A 20,534-nucleotide genomic window follows, 5' to 3' on the forward strand; every position below is an offset into this window, starting at 1 on the left:
GCGGCGTGTTGTTGAGATCAGCTTTTCGGAGGCGCCAGGCGCGCGTACTGATCCATGCTGATCCAGCCAATAAACGAACGATTCTGGGCATTGATGAACTCAACCTGGGCCCAGCCATCCTTGAAGGCCAGCACGCCAACCACATCATCCTTGACGATATACGGACGCTTGGCCACCTTGGCGCCCGGAGTTTTCAGCAGGTAGGCCTTGTCGGCGGACACCGTCACCAGGCCAATCCACTGCTTGTTGGCGGTCTGGGTCAGGTCCAGGCCAGTGGCAATCTCTGGCATCAACACGCTCATGCAGCCGGGGTGCTGGCGACCCTGCTCAACGGTCAGGGTCACGCCGTCGGAGGACGGACTCACGCTGCCTGGGTAGGCATCGTCGAGCCAGGTGGTCAGTGCATTCGCCTTGCCCTGCAAGTAAAAGGCGCAACTGCGGGTCACACCCTCGCCCAGTTCTTCGGCGTAGAAGCCCTCTACCTGATGCTCTGGCGTCACCGCCAGCATCAAGCCTTCGTACTTGCCCGAATGCAACGCGGGGGCGCCGGCAAACGCAGGCGCCACGACACACAACGACAACACACTCATCGCCAGAAAACGGGTCATCTTATTTCTTCCCTTCAAGTGCGTTGTAGGCTTTCTCAATAAGCTGGTCATAGATGCCGTAATCCTTGCCGTTATAGTTGCGCGCCATACCGGCGAAATCCTTGTCTTTCATGGCTTTCATCAACGCCGGGCTCTGGCTGCAAAAACCCAGGAACGCCTTTAGTTGGCTGCCGGCATTAATCTTTAATGCCGCAGCAAATTCAAACACAGTCTTGTAACCACACGCCGCAAAGTTGAACCCCATCACCTGAAACATGCCCCAGGATGCGGACATCAGTGCCGCTTCCTGATCCAGGGCAAAGGCGGTGGCCATGGTTTCCCAGGCCTTGACCTGATCCTTGTTATTGACCTGCCACTGCGGCCCGGCCTTTCTCACATAGGGGTATGACAGCAGCGGGTGCGCCTGGTCGTAGATGTGCTTGGTGTACTTGCGAAACAGGTGCCCTTCAAAGGCGATCACCGGCAACTTGGCCGGGCCAAAGCCCGAGCGCCCGCCGGATTCAACCGTGGCGAAAGCCTTGATGATATTCACCGAAATACCGTTACCCAACTGGGTGGCGGCGTTCTTGAAATCCGTTTCGCTGAGGGTCATGCCCCCGTCGCACGTGGCCTGGAGCATCAACTGACGGTTGCGCCGCTCAGCCTCGATCATCGCCCGCATGCGATCCAGGTACACATTGACCGTGGCCTGCACTGCATCGCCCTGGTTGTTGCCGAACACGTTGAGAAAGCTCGGGATGCGCAGGGTTGGATAGGCTTTGACCGGCACCTTCACTGCTTCCTCGATCAGGCTGTTGAACGTACGGCCGGTAGGGTCGATCACTCCATCGGGATGGGCATACTTGAGATGACGGAACTGATACTGGCTGATGCACTGCACCAACTGGCCGTCGCACTTGCCGTTCTCGGCCAGCGGAAAACCCAGTTTGGGGATGATCAGATTGAATAAATACTGGATGCACTGCACATCGGCGGGCAAGTTACGGGCTTTACCGGGAGCGCCTACCGAAGCACTGATAAGACGGGGCAACCCTTGCAGGCTTTTCATCACAGACATCCTTGTTAGTTAAAGAAGTGATAGCACTTCAATATCAAATTCGCGCCATTGTCATATTCTGAAACAAGTCGCCGGCGGAAACTAACAAGGTGGTTTTGGCTTGTAAAGTGGGGGTATTGAAAGTTGTGAAACAGCCGTCATGTGCTGCGCAATAAACCTGGCAGATGACTGAATAAAAGAATTTTGATTTGAAGCAGAAGAGGTACTGCGGGGAAGAGCGTTATGGAGGCAACCCCACCAGCCACACCCCGGCACACAATGTTCCCGCTGTGGCTGCTGCCTTCCGGCTCTGACCAGGTTCACGGGTAATCGTTGCGGGGGGACCGATGGGGTCACCATAACGACGCCTGCCTCTCGGCAAGCGGGGCCATTGTACCGATCTCATCGGAAGTTACAACCGTTGGTGCTGGAATAAAAACATCTGGCGGTTCAAGCACTTGCCCACGGCCTCAGCCAGTACATCGCCCCCTGTGGGAGCTGGCTTGCCTGCGATGCAGGCACCTCGGTGTATCAGTTGGACCTAGGTGATGCTATCGCAGGCAAGCCAGCTCCCACAGAAAAGCCATTTCACTGGGCCTGTAGGACCTCATCCGCCCGGCCGCCCTCCTCCTGGATCACCAAGTGAATGAAGTGCAGCTTGGCGATCACCGCCGGTGGCAGCACAAACGGATAGAAATCCGGCTGGCCCATGCTGCGCGACAGCTCGTTGAGCATGCCGGCCAGTTCGATCCACGCGTTGACGAACGACAGGAACGCCGGGCCGCCCGGGTGCTCGGGATCGTAGAGGGTGCTGAGGGGGAACGGCTGGTAATCCAGGTCCATCTCGCGCGCGCTCATGCCGAAGCCCAGGGCGGTGTCGACGGCGTCCATCATGTGCAGGTAATGCGCCCAGGTTTCGGCCCAGTCTTCCCAGGGGTGCATGGTCGCGTAGGCGCTGACGCAGGCCTGCTGCCAGTCGGGACGTGGGCCCTGCTGATAGTGCTGATCGAGGGCATCGGCATAACTGGCGCGTTCGTCGCCGAACAGTCGGCGAAACGGCTCGATCCAGTGGGTGTCGGCAATCAGCCGGTCCCAGTAGTAATGCCCCACCTCATGGCGAAAATGTCCGAGCAAGGTGCGGTAAGGCTCGCGCATCTGCACGCGAACTTTCTCACGATGGGCGTCGTCGGCTTCCTTGATGTCCAGGGTGATCAGGCCGCTGGCATGGCCGGTCATGGGCGCGTTGCCTTCCAGGTCGATGCCGATGAAATCGAAGGCCAGGCCGGTGTCTTCGTCGACGCTTTTGGGTACGACCTGCAAACCCAGGCTGATGAGTTGCGCCACCAGGCGACGCTTGGCGGTCTCCACTTTGCGCCAGCGTTCGGGGTTTTCCGGGATCGACAGGTCGGGAATGGTGCGATTGAGGCTGCACGCCACGCACAGCGCCGCAGTGCTGTGGGCCGGGATCAGCCAGTTGCAGGCGGCCGGGGTGTCGAGGTTGGCGCAACGACGAAAGGCGCCCGCTTCCAGGTTGCCGTCCTGCTGCCAGGTGCCTTCGACAGGACCGGGCTGCAGGGAGGCCAAGCGACCTTGCTGGGGCTGATAACCCAACAGCGCCTGGCAGGCCAGGCACTGGCTGTTGCGAAAGAACAAGGATTGGCCGCAGCGGCACTGCCATACCTTGGCGTTGCGCGTGGTATCGGCCACGAACGGTGCGGCAATGCGCGAACTGAGTTGTTCGAAGTAGCGGAACATGGCGTCTCTCCCTGGGTGACAGAGACTAGATCATTTCCCCCTAGAGTTCGTTCCACATCGTTGTAGTGAGCGGGCTTGCCCCGCGCTGGGTGGCGAAGCCGCCCCAAATCCAGGCACCGCGTTCTTCCTGAAACACCGCGGCGTACCGTTTGGGGCGGCTGCGCCCCCTAGCGCGGGGCAAGCCCGCTCACTACAAAAGACCTTTATCAGAGCGTGATGTGATGCTTGGCCAGGAAGGCAACAAAGGCCTCTTCATCCAGCACCTTCAGGCCCAGCTCGCTGGCCTTGGCCAGTTTTGAACCGGCGCCCGGGCCGGCGACCACGCAATGGGTTTTCGCCGAAACGGAACCCGCCACCTTGGCGCCGAGGCTTTCCAGCTTGTCCTTGGCGACGTCACGGCTCATCAGCTCCAGGGAACCGGTGAGTACCCAGGTGTGACCGGCTTCGGGCAAGCCTTCGACGACTTTCTTTTCGCTGTCCCAGTGCATGCCAAAGTCCTTGAGCTGCTGCTCAATGGCCAGGGCACGGCGGGCGTTGTCGGGGTTATCAAAAAACTCGCGCACCGCCTTGGCCTGCTTCTCGGGCAGCGCCTGGCGCATGTCCAGCCAATCGGCGTTGATCACGCCTTGCAGGCTGCCGAACTTGTCTGCCAGTTTCTGCGCAGCACCCGGGCCGACACTGGGCACGTGCAGCTTGTCGAGCAAACCGCCCAAGGTCGTGCTGGCGGCGAACTCGGCGCTCAGGTCGCCTTGATCCTGCAGTTGCAGGCCGCACTCGTCCGGCGACAGCAACGCGCCGATTACGTCCTGGTTATGGCTGTCTTCAAAGAAGCTGTGGATCTCGTGCGCCACTTCCAACCCCACATCGGGCAAGTACGTCAGCACTTCCGGCAAGGCCTTCTGCACCCGCTCCAGGGAAGCCAGGGAGCGCGCCAGCACCTTGGCGGTCTCCTCGCCCACGTCCGGAATCCCCAGGGCATAGATAAAGCGCGCCAGGGTCGGAGTCTTGCTGTTTTCGATGGCGGTGATCAGCTTCTTGCTGGAAATGTCGGCGAAGCCTTCCAGGTCGATGATCTGCTCGTACTTGAGCTTGTAGAGGTCAGCCGGCGAGCCGATAAGCTTTTCATCCACCAGTTGCTCGATGGTCTTGTCGCCCAGGCCGTCGATGTCCATGGCCCGGCGCGAGACAAAATGGATAATCGCTTGCTTGAGCTGCGCCCCACACGCCAAGCGGCCGACGCAGCGGTACACCGCGCCTTCACTGACAGTTTCCTTGCCCTTGCTGCGCTTGACCAACTGGGTACGCTCCACATGGGAACCGCACACCGGGCAGCTCTCGGGGATCGGCACCGCACGGGCGTGTTCCGGACGACGCTCGAGCACCACGGAGACGACCTGTGGGATCACATCACCGGCGCGGCGGATGATCACCGTGTCGCCGATCATGACGCCCAGGCGTGCCACTTCATCCATGTTGTGCAAGGTGGCGTTGGACACGGTGACACCCGCGACCTTGACCGGCTTCAAGCGCGCCACCGGGGTAACGGCGCCCGTGCGGCCGACCTGGAATTCCACGTCGAGCAGTTCAGTCAGCTCTTCCGTGGCCGGGAATTTATGCGCGATGGCCCAGCGCGGTTCGCGGGCGCGAAAGCCCAGTTCACGCTGGTAGGCAATGCTGTTGACCTTGAACACCACGCCGTCGATTTCATACGGCAGGCTGCTGCGCCGCTCGCCGATGTCGCGGTAATACTCCAGGCAGTCCTGGATGCCCTTGGCCAGTTTCAGCTCATGGCTGATGGGCATGCCCCACTTCTGCAACTGTTGCAGGTTGCCGATGTGGGTATCGCTGAGATCGGTGGTCACGCCGTAGCAGCAGAACTCCAACGGGCGGCTCGCGGTGATCTTCGAATCCAACTGGCGCAGGCTGCCGGCGGCGGCGTTGCGCGGGTTGGCGAAGGTCTTGCCGCCGATTTCCAGTTGCGCGGCGTTGAGCCTTTCGAAACCGGCCTTGGACATGAACACTTCGCCGCGCACTTCGAGGGTCGCCGGCCAACCGCTGCCGTGCAGCTTCAGCGGGATATTGCGCACGGTGCGCACGTTCACGCTGATGTCTTCGCCGGTAGTGCCGTCGCCACGGGTGGCGCCGCGCACCAGTTCGCCATCCTGATACAGCAGGCTGACCGCCAGGCCATCGAGCTTGGGCTCACAGCTGTATTCCACCGCGGCACCACCGCCAAACAGATCGCCGGTGGGCAAGTCGAGCCCTTCGGTCACGCGGCGATCGAACTCGAGCATGGTGGTTTCATCGAATGCGTTGCCGAGACTGAGCATCGGCACGTCATGCTTGACCTGGGTGAACGCCGACAACGCCGCACTGCCCACCCGCTGTGTCGGCGAATCCCGCGTGACCAACTCCGGGTGCTCGGCCTCCAGGGCCTTGAGCTCGTGGAACAAGCGATCGTACTCGGCGTCCGGAATGCTCGGCTCGTCGAGGACGTGGTAGCGGTAGTTGTGCTGATCCAGTTCAGCGCGCAGTTCGAGGATGCGGGTGTGGGCGGCGGTCATCGGTGTTCTCTCATAAAGCAAAAGAGCAGCCGTAGCTGCTCAAATGTTGGTGCGCTTATTCTACTCAGCGTTTTTGTGTCAGGGCGCGACGCTCGAACTCGACGATGCGCTGACGGTAGTGTTCGATCGTCTGGGCGGTCAGGACGCTGCGTTGATCATCCTTCAGTTCGCCGTTCAGTTCCTGGGACAGCTTGCGCGCCGCAGCCACCATGACGTCGAACGCTTGTTTCGGGTGACGCGGGCCTGGCAGGCCGAGGAAGAAACTCACCGCCGGGGTGCTGAACAGGTCGATGTCGTCCAGATCGAAGGTGCCGGGCTTGACCGCGTTGGCCATGGAGAACAGCACTTCGCCGTTACCGGCCATGCTTTCGTGACGGTGGAAAATATCCATCTCGCCAAACCGCAGGCCGCTTTCGAGGATGTTCTGCAACAGCGCCGGGCCTTTGAAACCTGCAGCGTCGCGGCAGATCACGCTGATCACCAAGACTTCTTCGGCAGCCGGCTGGTCGTTGACCGATTGGCGCGTGGCAGTCTTGCCGACATTCTCATCGGGGAAATCATCATCGCGGCTGCTGAAGCTCGGGCCTTCATCGACGTCGAGGTTCAGGTCGCCCTGATGCGGCTCGGCCACGGCGGCGCTGGCACGCTTGCCACGCTTGGGCGACGGCTCGCGGGCTTCACGCAGCGGCGCGCTCATCGACGGCAGGTCATGCTCGTCCAGTTGCGGTTCTTTATGGGTATCCAGCACACGGGGCGGCCCCAGCAGCTCGGCGCCGCCGTCGTCGTCAGGCAAGTTGGACAGGTTGCGGTCCAGACGGAACTTGAGCTTGCCCTTGCCACCGCGCATGCGGCGCCAGCCATCAAAAAGAATACCGGCAATGACAATAATGCCGATGACGATCAGCCACTCGCGCAGACCGATTTCCATGTAATCCCGTGCCTCTAATAAAAAATGCTGAAAAATAAGGGGTTTAGCACCGTGCAAACCGCTTTAAAACGTGGCGCCAACTCTATGTTCTGACTGACGTTTTGCCCACGCACACGAAAAATTGACATTAAACTAGCACGACCAAAGATAACTTTACACCGTCTGTCAAAATGCCTTGGACAATTATGTCGTTAGGCCATCTTTGCCGGACGGTTAAATCACCTCACATCCTGCTGTAAATTCTCTTTCGAAGCGTGGGTCAGGATTCCACCATCGCCATCGCTTCTTCCACATCCACCGCAACCAGTCGCGAACACCCAGGCTCGTGCATCGTCACACCCATCAATTGATCCGCCATTTCCATGGCGATCTTGTTGTGGGTGATATAGATGAACTGCACGGTCTGGGACATCTCTTTAACCAGTCGCGCGTAACGCCCAACGTTAGCGTCATCCAATGGCGCGTCAACTTCGTCGAGCATGCAGAACGGCGCCGGGTTCAACTTGAAGATGGCAAATACCAGGGCCAATGCGGTCAGGGCTTTTTCGCCGCCGGACAACAAATGGATGGTGCTGTTCTTCTTGCCCGGAGGCCGCGCCATGATCGTTACCCCTGTATCGAGTAGATCTTCGCCCGTCAGTTCCAAGTAAGCGCTGCCACCGCCGAAAACTTTCGGAAATAACGCCTGTAAACCGCTATTAATCTGATCAAAGGTATCTTTGAAGCGGTTGCGGGTTTCCTTGTCGATCTTGCGGATCACGTTTTCCAGGGTGTCCAGGGCCTCGACCAAGTCGGCGTCCTGCGCGTCCAGATAACGTTTACGCTCGGATTGTTGCTGGTATTCGTCGATGGCCGCGAGGTTGATCGCGCCAAGGCGCTGGATACGCGCGGCAATCCGCTCCAGTTCTTCCTCGGCGTCTTTCTCGTTGGCCTGGGTGGTCAACGTGTTGAGCACGCCGTGCAGGTCGTAGCCATCTTCAAGCAGCTGGTCTTGCAGGGTCTTGCGGCGCACGGTCAGGGCTTGCCATTCCATGCGCTGTTGTTCGAGTTGGCCACGGATCAACTGGGATTGCTGCTCGGCCTGGGTGCGGCGCTTTTCAGCGTCGCGCAGTTCGCGGTCGGCGTCTTCCAGGGCGATCTGCGCGGTCTTGAGTTCTTCGTCGACGGTCATGCGCTTGTCGAGCAGTTCTTCGAGCTTGAGGCGCAACTCTTCCAGCGGCGCCTCGCCCTCTTCCAGGTTGAGACTCAGTTGCTCGCGCTTTTCGGTGAGGCGTTCGGATTGCATCTCCAGACGCTCAAGGGCCTGGGCGGTGGACGCGTGCTGAGCTTTGAGCGAGCCCAACCGTACCGCCAGCTGGTGCGCATGATCCTTGTGCTGGCGGGCCTCCTGACGCACACGGTCGAGGCGTTCGCGCAGGCTGTCACGCTGGGCCAGCAGCAGTTCGCGCTGCTCGGTGTCGAGGGCCATGCTGTCGAGGGCTTCCTGCAACTGCAGGCGCGCTTCGCCGATCTGTTCATGTTCCAGGGCGCGCTGCTCGCCCATTTCCGCAACTTCTTCGTCGAGGCGGGTGCGGCGCAGGGTCAGTTGCTCGACCTTGGCTTTGCTCGCGGACAGCTGGGCTTTCAGCTCGCCTTGCTGGCGCGCTTCGTCCTGCAACAGACGGCGCAGGTGTTCGCGGCCGGTCTCTTGCTGGCGCTGGGTGGCGCGCAGGGTTTGCAGTTGGGTTTCCAGGCTTTCCAGGGTGGCTTCGCGCTCTTCACGCTCGGCGATCAGGTTGACGATTTCCTGGCCACGGGCCAATACGCCGCTTTCCGCTTCACTGGCGCGGCGCACCCGCAGGAAGTGCCGGCCGACCCAGTAGCCGTCACGGCTGATCAGGCTTTCGCCGGCCGCCAGTTGACCACGCTGGGCCAGGGCCTGCTCCAGGGAATCCACCGGCTTGACCTGGCCCAGCCAGGGTGAGAGATCAATCGCCGCTTCAACTTTGTCCAACAGACTGCCCGGCACCCGCGCGCCATCCGCCGCCGGGCTGAGCAAACGCAGATCGCCCTGGGCAAACCCGGCCAAGTCAAAGCCGCCAAAATCATCCACCAGCACCGCTTGCAGGTCGGCGCCGAGTACGGTTTCCACCGCCAGCTCCCAGCCCGCTTCCACTTTCAGGCCTTCCGCCAGGCGCGGGCGTTCGGCCAGATGCTGATCGCGCAGCCATTCGGCGGTGCCGGTGCCCGGGTCCAAGGCGGCTTGCTGCAAGGCTTCAAGGGACGCCAAGCGCCCATTGAGCCGCTGCAAATCGCCCTGGGCCTGCTGTTGCGCCTGGGTCGCCTGTTGCAACTGCTGGCGCAACTGCTCCAGGCGCTCCACTTGTTGTTCTTCGCTGGCCTCCAGCTCTTCCAGGGTCATTTCGCTTTCGGCCAGTTGCTCGCTCAGCTCCATGATCGCCGCGTCTTCCGGGTCGGCCGACAGCAACGCACGCTCTTCCTGCATCCGGCGCTGGCGTTCGGCCAGGCGTTCCATGCTGGTTTCCAGTTGCTGGATGCGCGACTGCTGCACCTCGGCCTGGCGGCGTGGTTCGGCGGATTGCAGGTTGAACGTGTCCCACTGCTCCTGCCAGCCATGCATGGTGCTTTCGGATTCTTCCAGGGCGGCAGCGGCCTCTTCGGCGGCGGCGTTGGTGACTTCCTGCTCGGGGGTGAGCATGTCCAGCTCTTCGCCGAGGGTCAGCAGCAAGGTGCGGTCGTGGCCCAGGTGGGACTCGGTCTCCAGGCGCGCGCGTTCGGCTTCCTTGAGATCATCCTGCAACTGGCGCAAACGCTGCTGGCCGTGCTGGATGCTCTGCTCGACGCGGGCAATATCGCCGCCCACCGAATAGAAGCGGCCCTGCACCAGATTGAAGCGCTCGGACAAATCATGGTGCCCGTCGCGCAGGCGCTCGATGCTGGCGTCGGCGTTGCGCTGCTCGGCCACCAGGGCTTCAAAGCTGATTTCCTGGGTGCCGATGATGGCTTCGCGCTGGCCGACCTGCTCGTTCAACGCCTGCCAGCGCAGGGCCGACAGTTGCGCCTTGAGCTGGCGCTCCTCGCCCTTGTATTCCTGATACTTCTCGGCGGCCTGGGCCTGGCGGTGCAGGCGCTCCAACTGGCGCTCCAGCTCTTCACGCAGGTCGGTGAGACGGGCGAGGTTCTCGTGGGTACGGCGGATACGGTTTTCGGTCTCGCGGCGGCGCTCCTTGTACTTGGAGATGCCGGCCGCTTCCTCGATAAAGTTGCGCAGGTCTTCGGGCTTGGCTTCGATCAGCTTGGAGATCATGCCCTGCTCGATGATCGAGTAGCTGCGCGGCCCCAGGCCGGTGCCAAGGAAAATATCGGTGATGTCCCGACGGCGACACTTGGTGCCGTTGAGGAAATAACTGTTCTGGCTGTCGCGGGTCACTTTGCGGCGGATCGAGATTTCGGCGTAGGCCGCGTACTCGCCAATCAACGTACCATCGGAGTTGTCGAACACCAGTTCGATACTGGCCTGGCTCACGGGCTTGCGGCTGGTGGAGCCGTTGAAGATGACGTCGGTCATCGACTCGCCGCGCAGGTTCTTGGCCGAGCTCTCGCCCATCACCCAGCGGACGGCGTCGATAATGTTCGACTTGCCGCAACCATTGGGCCCGACCACCGCCGCCATGTTACTGGGGAAGTTCACCGTGGTCGGGTCGACGAAGGATTTGAACCCCGCCAGCTTGATGCACTTGAGCCGCACGTTTAGGCGTCCGCCAACGCAGCGATGACCAGCGAGCAACTGCGCTCGCCGTAGGCCGACAACACCAGGCGGATCTGCGCCAGGTCACGGGCGAGTACGGCGGCGAGCAGTTGCTCGAACAGCACCAGGTATTCGCTCATGGACGCCTTGCGTTGATCCAGCGCCAGGTAATACGCGCGGTTCATCGCCGGTTGCAGGTTCTCGACGGTTTCCTGCAGGTACGGGTTGTTGGCGAAGGGGTACGCGGCGCGCATCACGTTGAAGCTTTCTTCGACGAAGGCGCGGATGTCCTGGCGCTCGAAATTGGTCACCAGGCGCTGCTGGATCTGCACAAACGGCGCCATGTCGGCCTGGGTCTGCCAGCCTTGGGCGACCGCATTGCCGAGCAGGATGTACAACTCGCCCATCAGCGTGCACAAGCTCTGCACCTTGTGCGCGGTGAGTTCGGTGACGTGGGCGCCACGGCGCGGCAGGATCGCGATGAGGTGGCGGCGTTCGAGGATCAACAAGGCTTCGCGCACGGAACCACGGCTGACATTGAGGGCCAGCGTGACCTTTTGCTCCTGGATGCGCTCCCCAGGCTTGAGTTCGCCGCGAATGATGCGTTCGGCGAGGTGGTGAGCGATTTGCTCGGCGAGACTGTCCGGCGCCTTGAACGTCATGTTTTCCCTTCAAAATCTTCTATCGATACAAGCGCGGCAGTGTAGCGCATTGGCCCGCTGATGGCGCTACGCCCACCGTGGCGAATTTGGCACGGAATAAGCAAAGCTGAAAACTCAAAAGCCCCTGAAAACGCCGGTTCCAGAAGACTGGACCATAATTGAAAGTGTTGCGATCGCATTTTCTTGACCTCCTGGTCAGAAATTCGTTGACCGAAAAGTCAGAGATGACTAGATTCGGCGCAAAGCGGTTAACAACAATAATGAGTCTGCGAGGCCTTCCGTGATCCAGTTTTTACTCAACCAGGAACTCCGTAGCGAGCACGCCCTGGACCCCAATCTCACCGTGCTCAACTATCTGCGCGAGCATCTGGGCAAGCCCGGCACCAAGGAAGGCTGCGCCAGCGGCGACTGCGGTGCATGCACCGTGGTGGTCGGCGAACTGCACACCGACGCCCAGGGCGCCGAGCAGATCCGTTATCGCAGCCTCAACTCGTGCCTGACCTTCGTGTCGTCGCTGCACGGCAAACAACTGATCAGCGTCGAAGACCTCAAGCACCAGGGCCAACTGCACAGCGTGCAGCAGGCGATGGTCGAGTGCCACGGCTCGCAGTGCGGCTTTTGCACCCCCGGTTTCGTGATGTCGCTGTTCGCCCTGCAAAAGAACAGCGACGCCCCCGACAGCCAAAAAGCCCATGAGGCCCTGGCCGGCAACCTGTGCCGCTGCACCGGCTATCGCCCGATCCTCGCCGCTGCCGAACAGGCCTGCTGCAACAAACCCCAGGATCAGTTCGACAGCCGAGAAGCCCAGACCATCGCGCGCCTCAAAGCCATCGCGCCGACCCAGACCGGCGAACTCAACAGCGGCGACAAACGCTGCCTGGTGCCACTGACCGTCGCCGACCTGGCCGACCTCTACGATTCCTACCCGCAAGCGCGTCTGTTGGCTGGCGGCACCGACCTGGCGCTGGAAGTCACGCAGTTTCACCGCACCCTGCCAGTGATGATCTACGTCGGCAACATCGAAGAGATGAAGCGCATCGAAGACTTTGACGACCGCCTGGAAATCGGCGCCGCCACTGCCCTCTCCGATTGCTACACCGCGCTGCACCAGGCCTACCCGGACTTCGGTGAACTGCTGCAGCGCTTTGCCTCCTTGCAGATCCGCAACCAGGGCACCCTCGGTGGCAACATTGGCAACGCCTCGCCGATTGGCGATTCGCCGCCGCTGCTGATCGCCCTCGGCGCGCAGATCGTGCTGTGCAAGGGCAACACCCGTCGCACCCTGGCGCTGGAAGACTATTTCATCGACTACCGCGTCACCGCCCGCCAGGACAGCGAATTCATCGAAAAAATCATCGTACCCAAGGGCCATGCACTGTTTCGCGCCTACAAGGTGTCCAAGCGCCTGGACGATGATATTTCCGCGGTCTGCGCCGCGTTCAACCTGAAGATCGACAATGGTGTGGTGCGCGAAGCCCGCGTGGCATTCGGTGGCATGGCCGCCACGCCCAAACGCGCCAAAAGCTGCGAGGCCGCGTTGCTCGGCGCCACCTGGAACAGCGCCACCGTCGAGAACGCCTGCGCCGCCCTGGCCGAGGATTTCACCCCGCTGTCGGACTTCCGCGCCAGTAAGGAATACCGCCTGCTCAGCGCACAGAACCTGCTGCGCAAATACTTCATCGAGCTGCAAACACCGCACATCGAGACTCGGGTGACCGCTTATGTCTAACCATCACGCCGTCGTTAAAACCCAGGCCGAACTGGCCGAGTTGTTCGCCCAGGACCTCACCACCGGAGTCGGCCGCAGCGTCAAGCATGACAGCGCCGCCAAGCATGTCAGCGGCGAAGCGCAGTACATCGATGACCGCCTGGAATTCCCCAACCAGTTGCACCTGTATGCGCGCATGTCCGACCGCGCCCACGCGAAAATCCTCAGCATCGACACCGCCCCCTGCTACGCCTTCGAAGGCGTGCGTATCGTCATCACCAACGAACACGTGCCAGGCCTGAAAGACATCGGCCCACTGCTGCCCGGCGACCCGTTGCTGGCCATCGACACGGTGCAGTTCGTCGGCCAGGTCGTACTCGCCGTCGCCGCGCGTGATCTGGAAACCGCGCGCAAAGCCGCGATGGCTGCGGTGATCGAATACGAAGACCTGGAGCCGGTGCTGGATGTGGTCGAGGCCTTCCGCAACAAGCACTTTGTGCTCGACAGCCACACCCACCAACGGGGTGATTCGGCAGGCGCGCTGGCGTCGGCCAAAAACCGTATCCAGGGCACCCTGCACATCGGCGGCCAGGAACACTTCTACCTGGAGACGCAAATCTCCTCGGTAATGCCCACCGAAGACGGCGGCATGATCGTCTACTGCTCCACGCAGAACCCCACCGAAGTGCAGAAACTGGTGGCCGAAGTGCTGGACGTGTCGATGAACAAAATCGTGGTCGACATGCGCCGCATGGGCGGTGGTTTCGGCGGCAAGGAAACCCAGGCCGCCAGCCCCGCGTGCCTGTGTGCGGTGGTCGCGCGCCTCACCGGCCAGCCGACCAAGATGCGCCTGCCGCGTGTCGAAGACATGCTGATGACCGGCAAGCGCCACCCCTTCTATATCGAATACGACGTGGGCTTTGACGACAGCGGCCGCTTGCACGGGATCAACCTGGACCTGGCCGGCAACTGCGGCTGCTCGCCGGACTTGTCCAACTCGATTGTCGACCGTGCGATGTTCCACGCCGACAACGCCTATTACCTGGGCGACGCCACCGTCAACGGCCATCGCTGCAAGACCAACACCGCGTCCAACACCGCGTATCGCGGCTTCGGCGGCCCGCAAGGCATGGTCGCCATCGAGGAAGTGATGGACGCCATCGCGCGCCATCTAGCCCTCGATCCGCTGGCGGTGCGCAAGGCCAACTACTACGGCAAGACCGAGCGCAACGTCACCCACTACTACCAGACCGTCGAACACAACCTGCTCGAAGAGATGACCGCCGAACTGGAGGCCAGCAGCCAATACGCCGAGCGCCGCGAAGCGATCCGCCTGTACAACGCCCATAGCCCGATCCTGAAAAAAGGCCTGGCGTTGACCCCGGTGAAGTTCGGCATTTCGTTTACCGCCAGTTTCCTCAACCAGGCCGGTGCGCTGATCCATATCTACACGGACGGCAGCATCCACCTGAACCACGGCGGCACCGAAATGGGCCAGGGCTTGAACACCAAGGTCGCGCAGGTGGTGGCCGAGGTGTTCCAGGTGGAAATCGACCGCGTGCAGATCACCGCCACCAACACCGACAAAGTGCCCAACACCTCGCCGACTGCCGCCTCCAGCGGTGCCGACCTGAACGGCAAGGCCGCGCAGAACGCCGCCGAAACCATCAAGCAACGCCTGGTGGAGTTTGCTGCGCGCAAGTACGACGTCAGTGAGGCCGACGTGGCGTTCCACAACGGCCATGTGCGCGTGCGCGAGCAGATCCTGACCTTCGAAGCGCTGATCCAGCAGGCGTATTTCGCCCAGGTGTCGCTGTCGAGTACGGGCTTCTACAAAACCCCGAAAATCTTCTACGACCGCAGCCAGTCACGCGGCCGGCCGTTCTACTACTTCGCCTTCGGCGCGGCGTGCTGCGAAGTGATCGTCGATACCCTGACCGGCGAATACAAGATGCTACGCACCGACATCCTCCACGACGTGGGCGCCTCGCTGAACCCGGCCATCGACATCGGCCAGGTGGAAGGCGGGTTCATCCAGGGCATGGGCTGGCTGACCATGGAAGAGTTGGTGTGGAACAACAAGGGCAAGCTGATGACCAACGGCCCGGCCAGTTACAAGATCCCGGCGGTGGCGGACATGCCGCTGGACCTGCGGGTCAAGCTGGTGGAAAACCGCAAGAACCCGGAGGACACGGTGTTCCATTCCAAGGCTGTGGGCGAACCGCCGTTCATGCTCGGGATTGCCTCGTGGTGCGCGATCAAGGATGCGGTGGCGAGCCTGGCGGATTACCGGCATCAGCCAAAGATCGATGCACCGGCGACGCCGGAACGGGTGCTGTGGGGCTGTGAGCAGATGCGCCAGTTGACGGCGGCGAAGGTGGTTGAGGCTGATACCGAGATGGCTTCGCTCTAGACCGAGGCGCTGCCTTCGCAGGCAAGCCAGCTCCCACATTTTGATCTGTGAACACCGTCAAATGTGGGAGCTGGCTTGCCTGCGATAGCGGCCTGACTGACAACAGAAATGTTGAGGTAGACATGAATAACTGGATCAGCGCCCTCGCCCACCTGCAAACCAGCGGCGAACCCTGCGTGCTTGTGACCATCATCGAAGAACTCGGCTCCACACCACGCAATGCCGGTTCCAAGATGGTGATCAGCGCCGCCCAGACCTTCGACACCATCGGCGGCGGGCACCTGGAATACAAGGCGATGCAGATCGCCCGGGACATGCTCGTGCGTGGCCAGCAGAACACCCATCTGGAGCGCTTCAGCCTCGGCGCCAGCCTGGGCCAGTGCTGCGGCGGCGTGACGGTGCTGCTGTTCGAACCTATGGGCCAGGTGCAGGCACAGATCGCGGTGTTTGGCGCCGGCCACGTCGGCCGCGCGCTGGTGCCGTTGCTGGCGAGCCTGCCGTGCCGGGTGCGCTGGATCGATTCGCGTGAACAGGAGTTTCCGGAACATATCCCCCAGGGCGTGCGTAAAATCGTCAGCGAAGAGCCGGTCGACGAAATTGCCGACCTACCAGCGGGCAGTTACTGCATCGTCATGACCCACAATCACGCGCTGGACCTGGAACTCACCGCCGCCCTGCTCAAACGCAACGACTTCGCCTACTTCGGCCTGATCGGCTCGAAGACCAAACGCGTCAAGTTCGAACACCGTCTGCGTGATCGCGGCTTCGACGCCGCGCAATTGCAACGCATGCGCTGCCCCATGGGCCTCAGCGAGGTAAAGGGCAAATTGCCGGTAGAGATCGCCATCTCCATCGCCGGCGAGATCATCGCCACCTATAACGCCAATTTCGGCCAGCACACCGCCAGCGCCGAACCGATTGCCAAACTGCTGCCGGCTTCACGCCGCAGCCAAGCCATTTGAATTGAGATAACCATGCCTTTGACTCGCAAAGCCTACCGTGCCGCCATTCTGCACAGCATCGCCGACCCCGCCGAAGTTGGCATCGAAGCCTCCTACGAGTATTTCGAAGATGGCCTACTGGTGATTGAGAACGGTCAGATCAGCGCTGTCGGCCATGCGCAGGACCTGCTGCCGACCCTGCCTACCGACATCGACATCACCCACTACCAGGACGCGCTGATCACACCCGGCCTGATCGACACCCACATCCACCTGCCGCAAACCGGCATGGTCGGCGCCTACGGCGAGCAGTTGCTGGACTGGCTCAACACCTACACCTTCCCGTGTGAAAGCCAATTCGCCGACAAGGCCCACGCCGAGGAAGTCGCCGACATCTTCATCAAGGAACTCCTACGCAACGGCACCACCACTGCGCTGGTGTTCGGCAGCGTGCATCCGCAGTCGGTGAATGCGTTCTTTGAAGCAGCGGAAAAACTCGACCTGCGCATGATCGCCGGCAAGGTGATGATGGACCGCAATGCCCCGGACTACCTGACCGACACCGCCGAAACCGGCTACCAGCAAAGCAAGGCGCTGATCGAGCGCTGGCACGGCAAGGGCCGCCTGCACTACGCCGTGACGCCACGCTTCGCACCGACCAGCACGCCGGAACAACTGGCGCTGGCCGGGCAACTGCTGGGGGAATACCCGGACCTGTACATGCAGACTCACATCAGTGAGAACAAGCAGGAAATCGAGTGGGTAAAAGAGCTGTTCCCCGAGCGAAACGGCTACCTGGATGTGTACGACCATTACCAACTGCTCGGCGAGCGCTCGGTGTTTGCCCACGGTGTGCACCTGTGTGATGACGAGTGCGCGCGGTTGGCGGAGACCGGTTCGGCGGTGGCGTTCTGCCCGACGTCGAACCTGTTCCTCGGCAGTGGTTTGTTCAACCTGCCGATGGCGGAAAAACACAAATTGAATGTAGGACTGGGCACGGACGTGGGCGGCGGCACCAGCTTCTCGTTGCTGCAAACCTTGAACGAAGCCTACAAGGTCATGCAGTTGCAGGGCGCGCGATTGAGCCCGTTCAAGTCGCTGTATCTCGCCACATTGGGCGGCGCACGGGCGCTGCGCCTGGAAGACAAGATCGGTACGTTGCAGCCGGGCACGGATGCGGATTTCCTGGTGCTGGACTACAACGCCACGCCGCTGCTGAGCTATCGCTTGAAACAGGCCAATGACATTGCCGAGACGTTGTTTGTGCTGATGACGCTTGGGGATGATCGGACGGTGTTGCAGACCTATGCGGCCGGGCAATTGGTACACCAACGCTAATTTCAGCAACACCACAAAACCAATGTGGGAGCGGGCTTGCTCGCGAAAGCGGTGGATCAGTCAACACATCTGTCGACTGATACACCGCATTCGCGAGCAAGCCCGCTCCCACATTTTTTGTCCCCGGTGATTCAGGGAAATTACAGTTTTACTGAAGAGCGCCCCGGCTTCTTGGTCTGCAACAAATGCGAAAACACCGCATGCAAATCATCCGACGCACTTTCCTCATCGAGGTTGAGCTTGCTGTCGATGTGATCCATGTGATGCATCATCAGGTCCACGGCCAACGCCGCGTCCCGCGCTTCGATCGCATCGATCAACTGGGTGTGTTCATCGTAGGAGCAGTGCGAGCGGTTGCCGCTTTCGTACTGGGCGATGATCAATGACGTCTGGGACACCAGGCTGCGCTGGAAGCTGATCAGCGGCGCGTTTTTCGCCGCCTCGGCCAGCTTGAGGTGGAATTCGCCGGAGAGACGGATACCCGCCCCACGGTCGCCACGGGAAAAGCTGTCGCGCTCGTCGTTGACCATCTGGCGCAGTTCGGCCAATTGTTCGGCAGTGGCGTGCTGGACCGCCAGCTCGGTAATCGCGCGTTCTACCAGGCGCCGCGCCATAAATACCTGGCGGGCCTCTTCCACACTCGGGCTGGCAACCACTGCACCGCGGTTGGGCCGCAGCAGCACCACGCCTTCATGGGCCAGGCGCGACAGGGCGCGACGAATGATAGTGCGGCTGACCCCGAAGATTTCGCCCAGTGCCTCTTCGCTCAATTTGGTGCCGGGTGCCAGGCGTTGTTCGAGGATCGCCTCGAAGATATGCGCGTAGACAATATCGTCCTGGGTTCCGCTGCGACCGGCCTTGCCAGCTCGCGGTTGTTTCTTGAGAGGTTGCAACTGTTCGTTCATGGGCACTCGGGTCGGGAGAACGGCGGCGAAATAACGGTAATACGGCAACAACGTGTTGCTGGCAAGTATCACCTAAAAACAGCGCACATTGTACACAACCGATTGCGCCAACACACTGTACGGCTGTTTGCGGTCTCGGCTGTATTGCAATGAGTGGTTACGTTTGAGTTTAGGCTTGAATCAGCAATTTCTCTGGTTAAAGGAACACCTTTCTATGTCCGAAGCCGCCCAAGCGCCGCTGCGCCCGCTGGCCGACACCTCTGCATCGGCGATCGTCGCCGGTTTCATCGCCATGATGACCGGCTATACCAGCTCCCTGGTGCTGATGTTCCAGGCCGGCCAGGCCGCCGGTTTGACCACGGCGCAGATTTCCTCGTGGATCTGGGCGATTTCCATCGGCATGGCGGTGTGCAGCATCGGCCTGTCCTTGCGCTATCGCACGCCGATCACCATTGCCTGGTCGACACCCGGCGCCGCGTTGCTGATCACCAGCCTGGGCGGCGTGAGTTACGGCGAGGCCATCGGCGCCTATATCACCTGCGCGGTGCTGGTGACGATCTGCGGGTTGACCGGCAGTTTTGAAAGGCTCGTCAAGCGCATCCCGGCGTCGCTGGCTGCGGCCTTGCTGGCGGGGATTCTGTTCAAGATCGGCAGCGAGATCTTCGTCGCCGCGCAACATCGCACCGGCCTGGTACTGGGGATGTTTTTCACCTACCTGATCATCAAGCGCCTGTCGCCGCGTTATGCGGTGCTGGCGGCGCTGGTGCTCGGCACGCTGCTGTCGGGGTGGTTGGGCCTGTTGGATTTCAGCGGCTTCCACCTGGAAGTGGCGACGCCGGTATGGACCACCCCGCACTTCTCCCTGGCGGCGACCATCAGCATCGGCATCCCGCTGTTCGTGGTGGCGATGACCTCGCAAAACATGCCCGGCGTGGCGGTCTTGCGCGCAGATGGCTACAACGTTCCAGCCTCGCCGCTGATCACCGCCACGGGCCTCGCATCCCTGGTACTGTCGCCCTTCGGCTCCCATGGCATCAACCTGGCGGCGATCAGCGCGGCGATCTGCACCGGGCCTCACGCCCATGAAGACCGTAACAAGCGCTACACGGCGGCGGTCTGGTGCGGGGTGTTCTACGGGATTGCCGGGGTGTTTGGCGCGACGCTGGCGGCACTGTTCGCCGCATTGCCCAAGGAACTGGTGCTGTCGATCGCGGCGTTGGCATTGTTTGGCTCGATCATCAATGGCCTGAGCATCGCCATGAATGAGCCGAAGGAGCGGGAAGCGGCGTTGATCACCTTTATGGTCACTGCGTCAGGCTTGACGCTGTTTTCCATCGGGTCGGCGTTCTGGGGGATTGTCGCGGGGGTGTTGACGCTGTTGATCCTGAACTGGCGCAAGGCATAAAAAAACGGCGACCCTCGGGTCGCCGTTTTTTTCAGTATCACTTAGCCGCGTTGATCGGCTTTTCCGGATACCACACGTCCAGCAACGGGCTGACTTCAGCCTTGGTCAGCTCGGAACGGGTTTTCAGCCAGGCTTCAACGGCAGCACGTTGCTCTTCGGAGACCGAGCCACGCTTCTGCAGGCAAACCAGACCGAAGTCATCGCCGCCGACATAGCCCAGACCGTTGGCTTCCATGGCTTCTTTGATGAATGCTTCGAGGAAAGCGTCGATAGCTTCTTCACTCAGGCCTTCGTTGAAGTCCAGGTTCAGTTCGAAACCCAGCTCTTGAAATTCATCAACGCACAGTTTTTTGCGCAGACGCTGGGAACGGTTAGTCGCCATTGGAACAATCCTCTTAAGTAATAACGGGCGGCACTTTAGCAGTTTAAGACGGCGATTGCCCGACTCTCTGGGACGGGCGGCAAATTGCCTGCAAAAAAACGCCGATTTCCAGCTATCGTTCAGCTACAACAGGCCCCACCT

Annotated in this window: 14 protein-coding genes and 1 other RNA gene; 5 read left to right on the forward strand and 10 right to left on the reverse strand. The window is 61.1% G+C overall.

Annotated elements, in window-relative coordinates:
* Positions 1 to 17: 17 nt before the first annotated feature.
* From OPU96_RS04025 to OPU96_RS04060, 8 genes are all read right to left on the reverse strand, one after another.
* Positions 18 to 608, reverse strand: coding sequence for a hypothetical protein (locus OPU96_RS04025; RefSeq protein WP_226454922.1), 591 nt, complete (start codon positions 606 to 608; stop codon positions 18 to 20).
* Position 609: 1 nt separating this feature from the next.
* Positions 610 to 1,656 (reverse strand): N-acetylmuramidase family protein, encoded by a 1,047-nt coding sequence (locus OPU96_RS04030; protein ID WP_192297135.1) that lies wholly within the window; start codon positions 1,654 to 1,656, stop codon positions 610 to 612.
* 241 nt (positions 1,657 to 1,897) lie between these two features.
* Positions 1,898 to 1,994, reverse strand: an RNA gene (gene ffs / locus OPU96_RS04035) — signal recognition particle sRNA small type.
* 238 nt (positions 1,995 to 2,232) lie between these two features.
* Positions 2,233 to 3,399, reverse strand: a complete 1,167-nt coding sequence (locus tag OPU96_RS04040) for a zinc-binding metallopeptidase family protein (protein WP_498558678.1) — start codon at positions 3,397 to 3,399, stop codon at positions 2,233 to 2,235.
* 206 nt (positions 3,400 to 3,605) lie between these two features.
* On the reverse strand, positions 3,606 to 5,963 hold the full coding sequence (ligA, locus tag OPU96_RS04045; protein ID WP_498558679.1) for an NAD-dependent DNA ligase LigA: 2,358 nt from the start codon (positions 5,961 to 5,963) through the stop codon (positions 3,606 to 3,608).
* A 64-nt stretch (positions 5,964 to 6,027) separates the two neighbouring features.
* Positions 6,028 to 6,891, reverse strand: coding sequence for a cell division protein ZipA (gene zipA / locus OPU96_RS04050; RefSeq protein WP_305391345.1), 864 nt, complete (start codon positions 6,889 to 6,891; stop codon positions 6,028 to 6,030).
* A 259-nt stretch (positions 6,892 to 7,150) separates the two neighbouring features.
* The gene (gene smc / locus OPU96_RS04055; protein WP_498558680.1) at positions 7,151 to 10,639 is read right to left on the reverse strand and encodes a chromosome segregation protein SMC; all 3,489 of its coding nucleotides are present in this window, start codon (positions 10,637 to 10,639) and stop codon (positions 7,151 to 7,153) included.
* A 2-nt stretch (positions 10,640 to 10,641) separates the two neighbouring features.
* Complete coding sequence (locus OPU96_RS04060; RefSeq protein WP_192297140.1) at positions 10,642 to 11,301, reverse strand: GntR family transcriptional regulator; 660 nt, start codon at positions 11,299 to 11,301, stop codon at positions 10,642 to 10,644.
* Positions 11,302 to 11,581: 280 nt separating this feature from the next.
* Between OPU96_RS04060 and xdhA the strand changes: the two genes are divergently transcribed.
* From xdhA to guaD, 4 genes are all read left to right on the forward strand, one after another.
* Positions 11,582 to 13,030, forward strand: a complete 1,449-nt coding sequence (xdhA, locus tag OPU96_RS04065) for a xanthine dehydrogenase small subunit (RefSeq protein WP_226454907.1) — start codon at positions 11,582 to 11,584, stop codon at positions 13,028 to 13,030.
* The gene (gene xdhB, locus OPU96_RS04070) at positions 13,023 to 15,422 is read left to right on the forward strand and encodes a xanthine dehydrogenase molybdopterin binding subunit (RefSeq protein ID WP_498558681.1); all 2,400 of its coding nucleotides are present in this window, start codon (positions 13,023 to 13,025) and stop codon (positions 15,420 to 15,422) included. The genes xdhA and xdhB overlap by 8 nt, the downstream gene beginning before the upstream one ends.
* Before the next feature lie 122 nt (positions 15,423 to 15,544).
* Positions 15,545 to 16,384: a xanthine dehydrogenase accessory protein XdhC gene (gene xdhC / locus OPU96_RS04075; protein WP_498558682.1), complete on the forward strand. Its 840-nt coding sequence runs from the start codon at positions 15,545 to 15,547 to the stop codon at positions 16,382 to 16,384.
* Positions 16,385 to 16,396: 12 nt separating this feature from the next.
* Positions 16,397 to 17,701, forward strand: coding sequence for a guanine deaminase (guaD, locus tag OPU96_RS04080; RefSeq protein ID WP_498558683.1), 1,305 nt, complete (start codon positions 16,397 to 16,399; stop codon positions 17,699 to 17,701).
* Between the two features lie 140 nt (positions 17,702 to 17,841).
* Here the strand turns inward: guaD and OPU96_RS04085 are convergent, their stop codons facing one another.
* Entirely contained in the window at positions 17,842 to 18,606 is a 765-nt protein-coding gene (locus tag OPU96_RS04085) for a GntR family transcriptional regulator (RefSeq protein ID WP_192297145.1), read from the reverse strand.
* 214 nt (positions 18,607 to 18,820) lie between these two features.
* Between OPU96_RS04085 and OPU96_RS04090 the strand changes: the two genes are divergently transcribed.
* On the forward strand, positions 18,821 to 20,011 hold the full coding sequence (locus tag OPU96_RS04090) for a benzoate/H(+) symporter BenE family transporter (protein ID WP_498558684.1): 1,191 nt from the start codon (positions 18,821 to 18,823) through the stop codon (positions 20,009 to 20,011).
* Between the two features lie 37 nt (positions 20,012 to 20,048).
* Here OPU96_RS04090 and OPU96_RS04095 read toward each other — a convergent pair whose 3' ends face one another.
* Positions 20,049 to 20,393: a YggL family protein gene (locus tag OPU96_RS04095; protein WP_016979277.1), complete on the reverse strand. Its 345-nt coding sequence runs from the start codon at positions 20,391 to 20,393 to the stop codon at positions 20,049 to 20,051.
* Positions 20,394 to 20,534: the final 141 nt, after the last annotated feature.

The sequence above is a fragment of the Pseudomonas sp. RP-B7 genome, assembly GCF_059803535.1.